Annotated in this window: 14 protein-coding genes; 5 read left to right on the forward strand and 9 right to left on the reverse strand. The window is 75.5% G+C overall.

The features are described 5' to 3' along the window. Positions 1 to 25 precede the first annotated feature (25 nt). Together AC4H2H_RS00605 and AC4H2H_RS00610 are read left to right on the forward strand one after the other, a co-directional pair. Positions 26 to 328, forward strand: a complete 303-nt coding sequence (locus tag AC4H2H_RS00605) for a hypothetical protein (protein WP_494368872.1) — start codon at positions 26 to 28, stop codon at positions 326 to 328. 201 nt (positions 329 to 529) lie between these two features. Then, the gene (locus tag AC4H2H_RS00610; RefSeq protein ID WP_494368873.1) at positions 530 to 1,627 is read left to right on the forward strand and encodes an LLM class flavin-dependent oxidoreductase; all 1,098 of its coding nucleotides are present in this window, start codon (positions 530 to 532) and stop codon (positions 1,625 to 1,627) included. Positions 1,628 to 1,795: 168 nt separating this feature from the next. Here AC4H2H_RS00610 and AC4H2H_RS00615 read toward each other — a convergent pair whose 3' ends face one another. Further along, positions 1,796 to 2,863, reverse strand: coding sequence for an NAD-dependent epimerase/dehydratase family protein (locus AC4H2H_RS00615; RefSeq protein ID WP_494368874.1), 1,068 nt, complete (start codon positions 2,861 to 2,863; stop codon positions 1,796 to 1,798). A 111-nt stretch (positions 2,864 to 2,974) separates the two neighbouring features. Here AC4H2H_RS00615 and AC4H2H_RS00620 point away from each other — a divergent pair, with 111 nt between their 5' ends. Both AC4H2H_RS00620 and AC4H2H_RS00625 read left to right on the forward strand, forming a co-directional pair. Further along, positions 2,975 to 3,229 (forward strand): type II toxin-antitoxin system Phd/YefM family antitoxin, encoded by a 255-nt coding sequence (locus AC4H2H_RS00620; RefSeq protein WP_494368875.1) that lies wholly within the window; start codon positions 2,975 to 2,977, stop codon positions 3,227 to 3,229. Continuing rightward, complete coding sequence (locus AC4H2H_RS00625; protein ID WP_494368876.1) at positions 3,226 to 3,618, forward strand: type II toxin-antitoxin system VapC family toxin; 393 nt, start codon at positions 3,226 to 3,228, stop codon at positions 3,616 to 3,618. Before AC4H2H_RS00620 ends, AC4H2H_RS00625 begins: the two co-directional genes overlap by 4 nt. A gap of 20 nt (positions 3,619 to 3,638) precedes the next feature. Here AC4H2H_RS00625 and AC4H2H_RS00630 read toward each other — a convergent pair whose 3' ends face one another. The 8 genes from AC4H2H_RS00630 to AC4H2H_RS00665 form a co-directional block, all read right to left on the reverse strand. Next, positions 3,639 to 4,412, reverse strand: a complete 774-nt coding sequence (locus AC4H2H_RS00630) for an IS5 family transposase (RefSeq protein ID WP_494368877.1) — start codon at positions 4,410 to 4,412, stop codon at positions 3,639 to 3,641. 246 nt (positions 4,413 to 4,658) lie between these two features. After that, positions 4,659 to 5,303 carry a response regulator gene (locus tag AC4H2H_RS00635; RefSeq protein ID WP_494368878.1) on the reverse strand — a complete coding sequence of 215 codons (645 nt, stop codon included), beginning with the start codon at positions 5,301 to 5,303 and terminating at the stop codon, positions 4,659 to 4,661. Further along, positions 5,300 to 7,747: an ATP-binding protein gene (locus AC4H2H_RS00640; RefSeq protein WP_494368879.1), complete on the reverse strand. Its 2,448-nt coding sequence runs from the start codon at positions 7,745 to 7,747 to the stop codon at positions 5,300 to 5,302. Before AC4H2H_RS00640 ends, AC4H2H_RS00635 begins: the two co-directional genes overlap by 4 nt. A gap of 47 nt (positions 7,748 to 7,794) precedes the next feature. Then, positions 7,795 to 8,901 carry a nitroreductase/quinone reductase family protein gene (locus tag AC4H2H_RS00645; RefSeq protein ID WP_494368880.1) on the reverse strand — a complete coding sequence of 369 codons (1,107 nt, stop codon included), beginning with the start codon at positions 8,899 to 8,901 and terminating at the stop codon, positions 7,795 to 7,797. A 48-nt stretch (positions 8,902 to 8,949) separates the two neighbouring features. Then, positions 8,950 to 11,172 carry a multicopper oxidase family protein gene (locus AC4H2H_RS00650; protein WP_494368881.1) on the reverse strand — a complete coding sequence of 741 codons (2,223 nt, stop codon included), beginning with the start codon at positions 11,170 to 11,172 and terminating at the stop codon, positions 8,950 to 8,952. Positions 11,173 to 11,193: 21 nt separating this feature from the next. Next, positions 11,194 to 11,649: a DUF6220 domain-containing protein gene (locus AC4H2H_RS00655; protein WP_494368882.1), complete on the reverse strand. Its 456-nt coding sequence runs from the start codon at positions 11,647 to 11,649 to the stop codon at positions 11,194 to 11,196. Positions 11,650 to 11,838: 189 nt separating this feature from the next. Then, on the reverse strand, positions 11,839 to 12,750 hold the full coding sequence (locus tag AC4H2H_RS00660; RefSeq protein ID WP_494368883.1) for a siderophore-interacting protein: 912 nt from the start codon (positions 12,748 to 12,750) through the stop codon (positions 11,839 to 11,841). 93 nt (positions 12,751 to 12,843) lie between these two features. Further along, entirely contained in the window at positions 12,844 to 13,725 is an 882-nt protein-coding gene (locus tag AC4H2H_RS00665) for an aldo/keto reductase (RefSeq protein WP_494368884.1), read from the reverse strand. 42 nt (positions 13,726 to 13,767) lie between these two features. Here AC4H2H_RS00665 and AC4H2H_RS00670 point away from each other — a divergent pair, with 42 nt between their 5' ends. Then, positions 13,768 to 14,196, forward strand: coding sequence for a MerR family transcriptional regulator (locus tag AC4H2H_RS00670; protein WP_494368885.1), 429 nt, complete (start codon positions 13,768 to 13,770; stop codon positions 14,194 to 14,196). Positions 14,197 to 14,310: the final 114 nt, after the last annotated feature.

Below are 14,310 nucleotides of genomic sequence, written 5' to 3' on the forward strand. Positions count from 1 at the left end.
GCCCACCCAGAAAGCAGAAGAACTCATGACCCAGCAGTACCCCGCCGCACCGCAGGCTCCCGCCCCCGGCTACGCCGCCCCGATGGAGGACCCGGGCAAGACCCTGGGCATCGTCGGCTTCGTCCTCGCCTTCGTCGTGTCGGTCGCCGGCATCGTCGTCAGCGCGATCGCCCGCAAGAAGAGCAAGGAGGCGGGCTTCGACAACCAGCTCGCCAAGTGGGGCCTCATCCTCAGCATCGTCTTCACGTCGCTCTGGACCCTCTACTGGGTCTTCGTGATCATCATCGCGATCGCTGCCGCGAGCTCGGGCGAGCTCAGCACCTACTGACGCCGACGCCGCACGTCGGCACCGCGTCACGACGGCCGTCACCCCTCCAGGGGTGGCGGCCGTCGTCGCACCACCGCCGTCGCGACCCGGCACGACGGGTCGCGGAAGATCCGACGGCCGGGCACGGTTGAGACGGCGCACGACCGCGACGCCGGTGACCACACCGGCCCGCCGACGGTCGCCCGACCGCAGGAGCAGACGATGATCGACGACCCGACCACCCCCGCCGCACCTGAGCGCGTGTCTGCGGACCGGAGCGCGGAGCCCGCGGCCGTCGGGCTGGGGCTCGACACGTTCGGCGACGTCACCGCCGAGCCGGACGGCACGCCGGTGAGCGGCGCCCGCACGATCCGCGACGTCGTCGAGGAGGCGGTGCTCGCGGACGAGGTCGGGGTCGACTTCTTCGGCGTCGGCGAGCACCACCGCGCCGACTTCGCGGTCAGCGCGCCCGAGGTGGTCCTCGCGGGGATCGCGACGCGGACGTCGCGGATCCGCCTCGGGTCGGCGGTGACCGTCCTCAGCTCGGACGACCCCGTGCGCGTCTTCGAGCGCTTCTCGACGCTCGACGCGCTGTCCGGCGGTCGCGCAGAGGTCATCCTCGGGCGTGGGTCGTTCATCGAGTCGTTCCCCCTGTTCGGGTACGACCTCGGTGACTACGAGGTGCTGTTCGAGGAGAAGCTCGACCTGTTCGTGCGCCTGCTCGACGAGGGCCCGGTCACGTGGTCGGGCACGACCCGCGCCGGGCTCGCGGACCAGGAGGTCTGGCCCAAGACCGACGGCGGTCGGCTGCGGACGTGGGTCGGCGTGGGCGGGTCGCCCGAGTCGGTCGTGCGGACCGCGCGGCACGGCCTGGGGCTCATGCTCGCGATCATCGGCGGCGAGCCGGAGCGGTTCCGCCCCTACGTCGACCTCTACCACCGCGCCGTCGAGGAGCTCGGCAACCCCGTGCTCCCGGTCGGCATCCACTCGCCGGGCCACGTCGCCGAGACCGACGAGCAGGCGCAGAACGAGGTCTACGAGCACTTCGCCGCGATGAACAACCGCATCGGGCGCGAGCGCGGCTGGCCCGCGTACCACCGGGGGCGGTTCGCGCACGACGTGCGCGACGGTTCGCTCTACGTCGGCTCCCCGGAGACGGTGGCACGCAAGATCGCCCGCACGGTGCGGCTCCTGGGCGCCGGACGGTTCGACCTCAAGTACTCGGCCGGCACCCTGCCGCACGCGACGATGATGCGCAGCATCGAGCTGTACGGCACGCGGGTGATCCCGCGCGTGCGCGAGCTCCTCGCGGAGGACTGACCGCCCCCACCGGCCCCGCCCCGCCCCGCTCCGCCCCGCGCCGAACACGATGTTGCTGTCGCCTTCGGGCCGACAACGACAGCAAGATCGTGCTCGGCAGCGGGCAAGGTCGTGTTCGACGGCGGCTGGTCGGCGGGTCGGCGGGTCGGTGGGTGGCCGGTCGGTGGGTCAGCCGATGGCGGCCGCGCGGAGCGCGGCGGCCTCGAGGTCGGGCGGGAGCCCGACGGCGGGGCGGTCCGCCCGGTGCGGCGTCGCCTCGCCCGCGGCGTCGAGCCCGCGGAGCCAGGCCCAGGTGTCGTGCACCGTCTCGCGGACGTCGCGCGTGCGCAGGCCGAGCGTGAACGCGCGCGACGTGTCCGACCCGTGCATGGCGTCGTGCAGCTCACCCGGCGGCAGCCACACCGGGAGCTGGGACCACGGCTCGATCCCGGCCGCGAGCACCGTCTCGGGCTCGACCCACACCAGCTCGGCGGGCGGGCTCCCGGCCGCTGCAGCGTCGTCGGCCGTCACCGCGACCCACGCGGCGAGCAGCTCACCCATGGTCGTGTGCCCCGGCGCGCTCACGACGTCCACCGGACCCGACGCCCCCGCGCCCGCCGCGTCGAGCGCGAACGCCGCGAGGTCGCGTGCGTCGACGTACTGGAGCGGCAGCTCCGCCGGGCCGGGTGCGAGCACCGGCCCGCCGCGCGCGACGCGCCGCAGCCACCACGGCAGCCGCCCGACGTTCTCGCGCGGCCCGAGGATCAGTCCCGCACGCAGGAGCAGCGCCCGGTCGCCGAGCGCCTCGACGGCCGCGATCTCCGAACCTCGTTTGGCGCGTGCGTAGTCGTCGAACGCCTCGTCGTCCGGGTCGCCGTCGACGAGAGGTGCGGACTCGTCGGCGCCGCGCGCCGCCGGGAACGGGTAGACCGAGCGCGACGACACGTACACGTACCGGCTGTCGCCCGGCAGACGCCCCGCGAGCAGCCGCGTCGCGTCGCGCACCGCGACAGGGCCCCACGACCACGTGTCGACGACGACGTCCCACTTCTGCGGGACGTCGCGCGGGCCCTCGACCGGGCGCAGCGCGTCCAGGCCGTCCGCCCGGGTGCGGTCGCCGACGAGCTGCCGGACGCCGTCGGGTACGGGCGTGGCGCCCCGGTTGAGGACGGTGACGTCCCAGCCGCGCGCGAGCGCGTCGTCGACGACGGCGCGCCCCACGAAGTCGGAGCCGCCGAGCACGAGAAGTCGGGTCATGCGCACAGCCTCGCGCAGCGGCGGCCCGCGCGCAGCCCGTTACGCCGCGGGCAGACACCAGCCTTCTAGCCAGGCATCCTGGCCAGAGCTCCGCCCGACTGGAGGACTCCCGTGCAGGTCAACGTGCTCGAGGCCAAGAACAACCTGTCCCAGCTCGTCGCCCGCGCCGCGGCGGGCGAGGACGTCGTCATCGCGCGCCGAGGCGTGCCGCTCGTGCGCCTCGTCCCCGTGCGCGTCGACCTCGCGCACGGCACGGGGGCAGCGATCGTCGAGTGGCTCGACGACCATCCGCCGGCGGCCCGGTCGGTGCGGTCGCGTGAGGCGGTCGATGCCGACATCGAGGCCGAGCGCGAGGGCTGGGAGTGATCTACCTCGACTCGTGCGTCGTGATCTGTGCGGTCGAGGACGCCGAGCGCGGGCCTCGCGTCCGCGAGCTCCTCGCCCGCCACAGCGCCGACGAGTTCGCGATCAGCCCGCTCGTCCGGCTGGAGTGCCTCGTCGGTCCGCTGCGCCGCGGGGACGTCGAGCTCGAGGACCGGTACCGGGCGGCGCTCGACCTGTTCGTCGAGGTGCCGCTCGGGTCGGCGGTGTTCGACCGCGCCGCCCGGCTGCGCGCGGCGTCGTCGCTCCGCACGCCCGACGCGCTGCACCTCGCCGCCGCGCAGGTGCACGGGTGCACGGCGCTGTGGACGAACGGCTCGCGGCTCGCGACCGCGAGCCGCGGGCTCGCCGTCGACGCGCTGCACGATCTCTGAGAGAGCGTCTGTGAACTTGGTCAGCGGGTGAGTCGGCGGCTGAGTTGCCATGCGGAGGCGATCCAGATCATGGCTTCGTGGTTCTCGGGCAGGGTCTCGTAGTCGCGCACGAGGCGCCGGTGTTTGGCCAGCCAGCCGAAGGTGCGTTCCACGACCCAGCGGCGGCGCAGCAGGACGAAGCCTGTGGCCGCGGCGGGTCGTTTCACGACAGCGATCGCGAGGTTCCAGATCCTGTGGGCGTCGGTGACGAACCGGCCGGCGTATCCGCCGTCGGCCCAGACCAGGGTGATCGTGGAGAACGCCTCGCGCAGCCTTGCGGTGATACGGAACGCGCCGTCTCGGTCCTGGATGGACGCGATCGTGACCACGACGGCGAGCAGCAACCCGCCGGTGTCGACCGCGATATGTCGCTTGCGGCCCTTGGTCTTCTTCCCCGCGTCATACCCGCTGGACGTCGTCGGGACGGTGTCGGCTGCGCGCACGGTCTGCGAATCGATCACCGCCGCGGTCGGCATCGGCGAACGGCCCGCGCGCACGCGGGCCTGCTCGCGCAGCGCGGCGTAGATCCGACACCACACCCCGGCCCGTGTCCACGCACGGAACCGGGCGTACACGGTCTGGTGCGGTGGGAAGTCTGACGGCAGCGCCCGCCACGCGATCCCGCCACGGACCAGGTAGAAGATCGCGTCCAGCACCAGGCGCCGGTCCCACTTCTCGGGCCGTCCACCCTTGGGGCCCGTGCTGCCCGCTGGTGGCATCAAGGCGGCGATGAGCTCCCACTGCGCGTCGGTCATCGACGAGGACGGGTAGACATGTCGCCGCCGCGGCGCCCGGCCGCTCCTGTCGTGGGCCGGGCATGACGAACACGCGCACATCGGCGATACTGACACGCGAACTCCTGGTAGGTGCGGTTGGTCTCGACAACCCCGTTTCTACCAGGAGTTCCCTGCTTCATACCGTGCTGACCTGCACCGACACCCAGTTCACAGACACGCTCTGAGTCCCTCGAGACTCGCGCTCGTCGGGCCGTCGCGCGGCGCTCACGCGCCCAGACCCGCGTCCCGAGCCCGGGCGATCGCCGCCGCACGGTCGACGACCTGCAGCTTGACGAGCACGTTCGACACCACGTTGCGGACCGTCTTCGCGCTGATCCCCAGCCGTTCCGCGATCGCCGGGTTGCCGAGCCCGCGCGCGAGCAGGTCGAGCACCTCGCGCTCTCGCGGCGTGAGCTGGGCGAACGGACCGAGGTCGGCGGGGACGCTCGCGAACCAGGCGCTCAGGCGGCTCGCGAGGTCGGGGCTGAACACCGCCTCGCCGCGCGCGACCGCCCGGACCGCGGCGAGCACGGCGACCGGGTCCGCGCCCTTGAGCACGTAGCCCCGCGCGCCGGCGCGGATCGCGCGGAAGACGAGCGCGTCGTCGTCGAACATCGTCAGCATGAGCACCGCCGTGTGCGGGGCGGCCGCGACGATGCGCCGGGTGGCCTCGATGCCGTCGATCCCCGGCATCTTGAGGTCCAGGACGACGACGTCCGGCGTGAGCTCTTCCGCGAGCGCGACCGCCTGCACGCCGTCCTCGGCCCTCCCGACCACCGTGAGGTCGTCCACCGTGCCGAGCAGGCCCGCGAGACCGTCGCGGTAGAGGGGGTGGTCGTCGGCGACGAGCACACGCACGGGGTCGGTCACCGGTCGCTCCTCCCGATCTCCTCCGCCGGCAGCTCGGCGACGACCCGCGTGCCGCCGTCGTGCGCACCGGCCGCGCCGGCCGGCCCGACCACCAGCGAACCACCGAGCTCCGTGGCGCGCTCGCGCATCGCGGCGAGCCCGACGCCCCAGCGCGCGCGCCCGAGGCCCGCGCCGTCGTCCTCCACGACGACCCGCAGCGCACCGGGCACCGCCTCGATCCGCAGGGTGCAGCGGGTCGCCCCGGCGTGCGCGACGACGTTCGCGAGCGCCTCGACCGCGATCCGGTACGCGGCGACCTCCGTCGCGGCAGGCAGCGCCAGGCCGTCGACGTCGCTGTCCACCTCGACGTCGAGCGGCAGCGCGTCCGCGTGCTCGCGCAGCGCGACGACGAGGCCGCGCTCGTCGAGCGCGGGCGGGCGCAACCGGTACGACAGCGTGCGGATCTCGGCGGCCGTGCGCGTCGCGTCGTCACGGATGGCGTCGAGCGTCGCGATCGCCTCCACGGCTCGCTCACCCCGCTCGACGAGCGCGCGCGCCGTCGCCGCGCGCAGGGCGATGCCCGCGACGGCGGGCGTCACCTCGTCGTGCAGGGCCCGGCGCAGCGCTCGACGCTCCTCCTCTCGCGCGAGGACGAGCCGTTCGCGCGACGCGCGGACGTCGGCGTCGAGCCGTTCCTCCAGCACGGCGGCGGCGACCCGGCCGGCGAGGTCGGCGAGGAGGCGCCGTTCCGCGAGGCCGTACGGCTCGTTCGGCGAGCGCCGCGCGACCCGCAGCGTGCCGAGCCGCTCGCCGTGGAGCACGAGCGGGACGGACTCGGCGACCGCCTCGCCGGACCCGCCGAATCCGGGGTTGTCCCCGGTTCGGGCTGCTGATCGGGTGATAACCCCGGGTTCGGGGTGAGTGCCGGACGACGTCGTCGCCGCGGGTCCCGCGGTGACCGGCTCGCGCCCGTCCGCCTCGACGACGACCCACGGCGCGTGCAGCGCCCGCGCCACCTCCTCGGCGACGAGCGGCAGGACGTCGCGCCGCGTGGCGTCGGCGATCCGCTCGCCGAGACGGCTGAGCACGCGGTACGGGTCGTCCCTGTCGCCGAACAGCGCCCTCCGGACGACGCGCGTGAGGCCGACCCGCAGGGGGTTGAGGGCGAGTGCGACGGCGGCAGCCGCGACGAGCGCGACACCCGTGGGCACGGTCGACGACGCGCGCGACCCGAGCAGCGCGACGACCGTGGCGTAGACGGTGACGATGCCGAGCGTGAGGAGCGAGGCGACGATCGTGCGGACCAGCACGACGTCGTGCCCGAACAGCCCGTGCCGCAGGAGGGCCACGACGAGCCCGCCGACGGCCAGCAGCCCCGGGAGCCCGACCCACGCGATCGGCAGCAGCGGCGCGCCGACGAGGAGCTGCGGCACGAACCACACCGCGCCGACGAGGGCGGACGAGGCGACCGCCGTCCCGCCGACCCACCGGAGCTGCTGCGCGGCCTCCGCCGTCGGCGCCCCGGACCGCAGCCGCACGACGACGACCGCCACGACCCCGGCGAGCACCGCCACCGCGAGGTACTCCTGGGCGAGGAGCAGGACGTGCGCCACGGACGACCACGTCGCGTCCGCCACGTCCTGGACCACCGCGGTGGACGACGCCGCCCGGGCGCCGGCGACCCCGGGCGTCGCGAGCGCCGTCACCGCCCCCGCGACGCCCGTCGCGACGAGCGGGCCGGCGGCGACGAGCCCGGCCCACCGCGCGAGGCGGACGGGCCACGGGAACAGCAGGACGAGCGCCGCGACACCGCCCCACGCGAGCAGGTAGCACCCCACGACGCCGCCCAGGAAGAGGGCGCGCGGCGCCGTCTCGAACGCCCCGCGCAGGGGCAGCTCGAGGACGTGCACGAGCGTGCTCGACGCGAGGCCGGAACCGGCGAGGAGCAGCGCGGCGGTGCTCGGTGCGCGCGGTCGCAGGGCGAAGGCGTAGACGGCGACGGCGAGCAGCGCGGTGACGAACAGGAGCGTCGACCACGCGGGGACGAGGCGTGCCGCGAGGTCCGCTGGGGTGCTCGGGACGTCCACCTCGGTCGGTGCGCCGTCGCGCACGACGGTGTACCGGACGACGTCCCGACCGGCCGCTGCGGCGTCCGGCGCAGGGTCGCGCTCGGCCTCGTCCGCCGTCGGCGCGGGGGTGGTCGAGAGCGCCACGACCCGGTCGCCGTCGGCCAGGGGGCACGGCTCGGCCACCCGCGGCGCGAGCGCGCCCACGGGCCAGTCGCGGGACGACGACGTGAGGCGCGCGCACTCGTCCGGCGACGCCGCGCGCCACGAGGTGAACGCCACCGCGACCGCGAGCGCCAGCACCGACAGCACGACGGCGACGACCTGCCACGCGCGCGCCGAGGCCCCCTGCGCGGCGCCACGCAGGGTGGGTCCCGAGCCGGTCGCGACCGTGCCCATAGGTTCATGGTGACGGCGTCCGGCGTCGCCGTCACCACGACCCGGTGTCACAAGGGGTCGAGGCGCGCGAGCGGGACGCGGCGCGACGTCCTGCGCCAGGAGCGCGCGACGCGCGGGTACGTCGTCACGAACAGCTCTCGCGCAGCCCGCTCGTCCGCTCCGCCGAGCTCCGTCCCCCGCGCGACGAGCACCTCGCGGCGGACCTCGACGCGGACGTCCGGGTCGGCGACCAGGTCGCCGAACCACGCGGGAAGGCGAGCACGTCCCCGGTTCCACGCCGCGACGACGAAGGCATCGCCGTCGCGCACGTGCACCACCGGCACCGTGCGAGGCTCGCCCGTGCGGCGCCCCGTGGTCGTGAGCAGGAGGACCGGCGCGCCCTGCGCGCGGCCGAAGAGCCGTCCGCCGCTCGCCCGGTACCCCCGGCGCACCAGGCCGTCCGCAGCCAGCACGAGACCGGGTGGGCCGGTCGGCGAGGACGCGAGCGCGAGCACCGCCGGCCAGGCCGAGAGCGCGACCCACGCGAGCACCCCGGGCGAGAGGAGCGCCATCTGGCCCGGCGAGCCGGGCGGGAACAGGGCGAACGCCGGGACCGCGAGGACCGCCCCGGCCGCGATCAGCACCACGACCGCCGTCCCGAGCCGCGCGGTCGCCCAGCCGACGAGGCCTCGGCGCTCGCCACGCCGGCTCACGAGCGCGACCCACACGACGAGCACCGGTACCTCGACCGCGCTCACGACGTACTGGACGTCGAGGCCGACCCGGCCGTCGACCAGCAGCACGGACACCCCGGCGTGGGCGACGAGTGCGAACGCCGTCGCGACGCCCCACCACCGCGCGAGCCGGTCCTTGCCGAACGCCCGGGCGAGCTCGAGCGTCGCGGGCACCAGGGCGAGCGCGAACACCGCGCCGAGCAGGTCGCTCGCGGGCCCGAGCCACGCCCAGGGTCCGTACCCACCCATGCTCCACGGGTCCGCGAGGACGAAGAACCCGATCAGTGCGACGCCTCCCACGAGGCCGGCCACGCTGCCGAGGACGGCGAGCGCGCGGACCGGCCGGGTGAGCGCCGGGACTCGGGCCACCTTCGGGCGAGACAGCTGGACGGGGCGGCCGGACGTCGTCGGCGTGGCCGGGGTGGGCACGGGTGCGGTCATGGGATCACGCTCCAAGGAGGATCGGTACGGCGGACGAAGACGGTCGCCTCACTCCGGGTCGTTCGGGGCGGGCCGGTTCCCGGGCCCGTGACCGCCGAGCTCGTAGGGCGTGGTGACTCCCGCGTACGCGAGGTGCAGCACCATGCCGAGCGCGGCGTGGTCGAGGTTGTGACAGTGGGACATCCACAGACCGGGGTTGTCGGCGCGCAGCAGCACCTCCCACACCTCCCCGGGACGCACGTCGAACGTGTCCAGGTGCAGCGGGCTGCCCCGCGGCGCGACGCCGTCGCGCGCGACGACCTCGACGTCGTGCCCGTGCGGGTGGACGGGATGCGTCTCGGTGCTGCGGTTGACCACCACGAGTCGGACGAGGTCGCCCTCGTGGACCGTGATCGGCGGGACGTGCGGCCACACGCGCCCGTTCACCGTCCACGCGTACGCGGGGACGCCGTGCACCGGGCGGAGCTGACGGTCGAGCACGAGCAGGACGTCGACGTCCGGGCGGGCCGCCCCGCCGTCGGGGTGGTCGCCCTCCGGGTGCGGGTCCGCGCGGACCGGAGTGCCGTAGTCGAGCAGGTCGAGCTCGGCGCCGTCGACGAACGTCACCTCCGCCGGGGCCGCGGTACCGGAGGCGCCCAGCACGAGCCCTGCCCCGGGCGCGCCCTCCACCGCGAGGCGCACGTCGCCGTCGGGCATGGTCAGCCCGACGTCGTAGCGCCCGCCCGCGGGCACGCGCAGCACGGTCCCCCCGCGCCCCGCGGAGGCACCGGACAGCTCGTGCGGTCCGTGCAGGTCGTCCCCGTCGACCGCGAGGACGCGGAACGACGCACCCTCCACCGAGAACCGTCGCGGCACCTGGTCCGTGTTCACGAGACGCAGCCGGACGGTGGCGCCAGGAGCGGCCTCGTGCGCGACGGGGACGTCCGACCCGCCGAGGAGCGTCGCGCCGTCGAGGGTGTGCACCGGCAGCACGAGGTCGAGGTCCGCGAGCGGGGCGCCCCGCGGCCGCACGACGAGCGTCCCGTACAGCCCGCGCTGCACGCCCCGGGCCGACGACTGGTGCGTGTGGTACCAGTACGTGCCCGCCTGGTCGGCGACGAACCGGTACGTGAGCTCCTCCCCCGGCGCGACGGCGTCCTGCGTGACCCCGGCGACGCCGTCCATGGCGTTCGGCACGTCGTAGCCGTGCCAGTGCAGCGTGACGCCCGCGGCGACGTCGGCGTTGCGGAGCGTCACCTCGACGACGTCCCCCTGCGTCGCCGTGAGCGCGGGGCCGGGCACGGTGCCGCCGGTCTCCCCGGAGGCCTCGGCGGCGGTCTCGGCCCGGGTCTGCGCGAAGGTCCACGCGTCGACGGTCGTGCCGGTCGGGAGGGTGATCCGCTCGGTCCGGGCCGTGAGGGCGTAGCGGCGGACCGCCGCGCCGTCGGGCACGTCGTCGGGTGCGAGACGCAGGTCCGTCACGGTCACGCCCGAGGAGGTCCCGGACGTGCCCGGCTCGCCGTACGAGGGGTCGCGGGCCGCATGCGCACCGGCGTCCCCGTGGAGGGCGACCGGTCCGACCCGGGCGGCGGCGTCGTCGGCCCACGCCCAGCCACCCGCGAGGACCAGCGCGAGCGCGTACGCGATCCCCGCGGACGCCCGGACCCGGCGCCGCGGCCGGACGACGAGCACCACCCAGACGACCGCGGCGGCTCCGCCGACGAGCGCGACGAGCCACACCGCCGCGAGCGGGACGACCGGGTAGCCGACCACGGTCGTCGCCGCGAGCGCCCCGAGGGACCCCGCCGCCCCGGTGAGGAGGGACGCCGAGGCGACGGCGCGCCGTCGGGCACCGACGTCGCGGCCGCGCTCCCGGCCCTGCCCCCGAGGTCGCACAGCGCGGACGAGGACCGGGCCGGCACCCACGAGGGCCACCACCGCGCCCGCCACGGCGAGGGGCAGGCCGATCGCGACGCGCTCGCCCACGAACCACCAGCCGCCGTCCCCGCCCCGGTCGCCCACCCGCGCCAGGGCGACGGCGCGGACCGTCAGCGCGAGCAGCGCCGCGAGGGCCGCCCCTGCCGCGCCGAGGTCCCGGCGGCGGACGGCGCCCGTCGTCACGGTCGTCTCAGTCCTCGCCACCTCGGCCCTCGCCCCGCTGCGTGCGGCCTGGTCGGGGGTCCCCTGCTCGGGAGACGTGGCGCCCGCGAGGACCGCCGCGACGACCCACAGGACGGTCCCGAGGACCGTCAGCGCGAGGTCGAGGCCGAGGAGGGCGACGGTGGGGTGCACGGTGCGCTCCGCAGGCCGGACTCAGCGCACCGGGGCGAGCGGCTGGGACTCGGGCGCGCGCGCGTGCACGCTGCCGGTCCGCGCGAGACGCAGCGCACGGCGGACGAGCACGACGCACGTCCACAGGATCGCGAGGCCGTTGACGGCGTGCAGGCCGAGGATCGCGCTGCCGACGACGGTCGTGCGCTCGGGCGTCGAGCCCGTCGCCCCCGCGAGGACGAACAGCAGGATCTGCACGACGATCAGGCCGAGCGGCAGGAGCGTGAGCCACACCGTGCGGCTGCCGGCGCGCGCGAGCGCGGCGGCCACGGTCGCGAGGATCGTGAGCAGCGGGATCGCGATGCGGCCGTTCGTCTGGTGCAGCACGAACGCGTCGTCGGTGGCGGGGGCGGTGAACACCCCGAACGCGGCGAAGTAGAACTGGATGACGACCGCGACGAGCAGCAGCGCGGTCAGGACGACGTACACCTTGCGCATGACGGCCTCCGGGACCGGAACGGGACGTTGACGTCTCCACGGTCGTCCGGTCGCGTCCCGGGCGTCACGGGACACCCGTCCCGCGCGGGCCAGGATTCTTGCGCGAGCGTCGCCGCCGAACCCGGGGTTCCGGGGCATCCGGCCGTCGAATCCACCCGCAACCCCGGGTTCGGCACCTGGTGGGGCCGGTCAGTCGGGGTCGGTCGGGTCGAGCGGCGCGTCGGGGTCGAGGTTCACGACGCCGCGACGCCAGTAGCCGTGGAGCCCGAGCTGGTCGGGGCGTGCGCCGCCTCGTCGCAGGTCGCGGCGCACGTGCGCGAGGTCGGTCGCCTCGCCCGCGCCGAACACGTACTCGTCAGGGTCGAGCGCACCCAGCGCGCGGACGGCCTCCGCGAGCTGGCCCGGCCCGTCGGTGCGGTAGAGGAGCTCGAGCGTCGCGCGCCCGAGCTCGTCCTCGACGAACGCCTCGTCGACGTCGTCGCCGATCTCGACGATCGCCGTCACGGGGACGTCCGGGCCGACGGCGTCCGCCCACCGGGCGAGCGCCGGCAGCCCCGTCTCGTCCCCGACGAGCAGGAGCCGGCCGACCCCGTCCGGAACGCCGCGGCTCGCCGTCGGGCCCACGAGCACGACCTCGTCGCCCGGCGTCGCGCGCGCGGCCCACGCCGACGCCGGACCCCCCTCGCCCGTGGGCGGCGCGCCCCGGTCGGAGCCCCCGTGCAGGACCCAGTCGACGTCGACCTCGGCGACGCCGTCGACGACGCGGGTCGCGCGGACCGTCAGCTCGCGCGAGATCGAGACCACGCCGGTCGGGCGCTGGAGGGCGCCGTCGGCCGTGAGCGTCGGGGCGTGCAGGACCCCGGTCCCCGGGTCGGGGAGGAAGACCTTGACGTGGTCGTCCGGGCCGAGGGCGCGCAGCGTCGAGAGGGAGGCCCCACCCGAGCCGTCGGCGTCCGGGCCGGCCGGCCGGCCGTCGTCGTGCACGGCCGAAGCGGCCTCGCGAAAGGTGATGCGCCGCAGCGCTGCGGACGTCTCCTGGACGGCGTGCACGCGGACGCGGCGCGGGACGGGGTCGAGGCGGGTGACGGGTCGGTCGAACACCGCCCCATTCTCGCGCCGAACACGACGTTGCTGTCGTGATCAGCCCGACAACGACAGCAACGTCGTGCTCGACCGCACGCGACGGCGTGCTCGTCAGGCCGCCGTCGACACCCGTCGGCCGGCGCCGATCACGGCGAGCTCACGCTCGTCGAGCCGGACCTCCGCCGCGGCGAGGTTGTGCGCGAGGTGCCCGACCGACGTCGTGCCCGGGATCGGGACCACGTGCGGCCCGCGGTGCAGGAGCCACGCGAGCGCGACCTGCCGCGGGCTGAGACCGCGCCGCGTCGCGACGTCGACGAGGCCGGGAGCCGCGTGAGGGTCGAACGACACCGGGAAGAACGGGACGAAGGCGATGCCGAGCTCACCCGTGCGCTCGACGACCGGGTCGTGGTCGCGAGCCGTGACGTTGTACAGGTTCTGCACCGCCGCGATCGGCGCGACCTCCCGCGCCGCGTCGAGCTGCGCCGTCGTGACCTCGGACAGCCCGATGTGTCGTGCCTTGCCCTCCTCGACCGCCCGTGCCAGGGCGCCGACCTGGTCGGCGAGCGGGTAGGCGTCGTCGACGCGGTGCAGGTAGAGCAGGTCGATCGTGTCGCGGCCCAGGCGGCGCAGGCTCAGCTCGACCTGCTGGCGGAGGTAGGCGGGGTGGCCGAGCGGGATCCACTCGTCGGGCGCCGGACGGACGACGCCCACCTTGGTCGCGACCGCGACCGGCCCGGCAACCCCGGCGAGCGCCTCCCCCACGAGCTCCTCCCCCGCCCCGAGCGCGTACGCGTCCGCGGTGTCCACGAGGTCGACGCCCAGGTCGACCGCGGTGCGGACGAGGCGGACGAGGTCGTCGCGGTCCGTGGGAGCCTGCCAGACGGGGGCGGTGGCACCCCGGCGTTCGCCGGGCCGGTCCGCGAGACGCATGGTGCCGAGCCCGATGCGGTGGACGGGAAGATCGCCGCCGAGAAGATGTGTTCGGTTCGTCATGGGACCGATGCTCGGGGCTCACATGCATGAGAGGGGCAAGCGATGGTGACCGACGTCACGCTGCGGGTCGGGGACGTCGCCCGGGAGACCGGGACGAGCCCCCGGCTGCTGCGCTACTACGAGGAGCAGGGGCTGCTCGCCCCTCAGCGCTCGGCGTCCGGCCAGCGGCAGTACGCGCCCGACGACGTCGAGCGGGTCGCGCGGATCCGTCGTCTCCTGGACGCCGGGCTGTCGACCGCGGTGATCGCGCAGGTCCTCGCGTGCGCGTGCGACGGGACGGGCGACGTCGAGCCGTGCCTCGACCCGGTCCTTCAGCACGAGCTGGCCCGCATCGACGGCCGGCTGGCTCAGCTCTCGGAGCACCGGGTCCGTCTCGCGGCCCTCGTGGACGGCGAGACGGCACCGACGGACGCGAACGTCTCGCACGACCCCGCGCTCCTGCTCGCGCGCCGCGGCGGCCCGCGGCCCTGAGGACCGCGAGCCGCCGCTCCGTCGTCGGATTCAGGCGAAGAACACCCGCAGGTCGGCGACGACGTCCTCCGGGACCTCGAGCGACGCGTAGTGGTAGCGCGCGGCAGTCGCGTA

The sequence above is a fragment of the Cellulosimicrobium sp. BMG9.22 genome (assembly GCF_059159975.1).

Bases quoted from the DNA above. Each gene is read 5' to 3' on its own strand.
- AC4H2H_RS00605 (WP_494368872.1), top strand. From the start codon at position 26: ATGACCCAGCAGTACCCCGCCGCACCGCAGGCTCCCGCCCCCGGCTAC.
- AC4H2H_RS00610 (WP_494368873.1), top strand. From the start codon at position 530: ATGATCGACGACCCGACCACCCCCGCCGCACCTGAGCGCGTGTCTGCG.
- AC4H2H_RS00615 (WP_494368874.1), bottom strand. From the start codon at position 2,863: ATGACCCGACTTCTCGTGCTCGGCGGCTCCGACTTCGTGGGGCGCGCC.
- AC4H2H_RS00630 (WP_494368877.1), bottom strand. From the start codon at position 4,412: ATGACCGACGCGCAGTGGGAGCTCATCGCCGCCTTGATGCCACCAGCG.
- AC4H2H_RS00640 (WP_494368879.1), bottom strand. From the start codon at position 7,747: ATGGGCACGGTCGCGACCGGCTCGGGACCCACCCTGCGTGGCGCCGCG.
- AC4H2H_RS00645 (WP_494368880.1), bottom strand. From the start codon at position 8,901: ATGACCGCACCCGTGCCCACCCCGGCCACGCCGACGACGTCCGGCCGC.
- AC4H2H_RS00655 (WP_494368882.1), bottom strand. From the start codon at position 11,649: ATGCGCAAGGTGTACGTCGTCCTGACCGCGCTGCTGCTCGTCGCGGTC.
- AC4H2H_RS00665 (WP_494368884.1), bottom strand. From the start codon at position 13,725: ATGACGAACCGAACACATCTTCTCGGCGGCGATCTTCCCGTCCACCGC.
- AC4H2H_RS00670 (WP_494368885.1), top strand. From the start codon at position 13,768: ATGGTGACCGACGTCACGCTGCGGGTCGGGGACGTCGCCCGGGAGACC.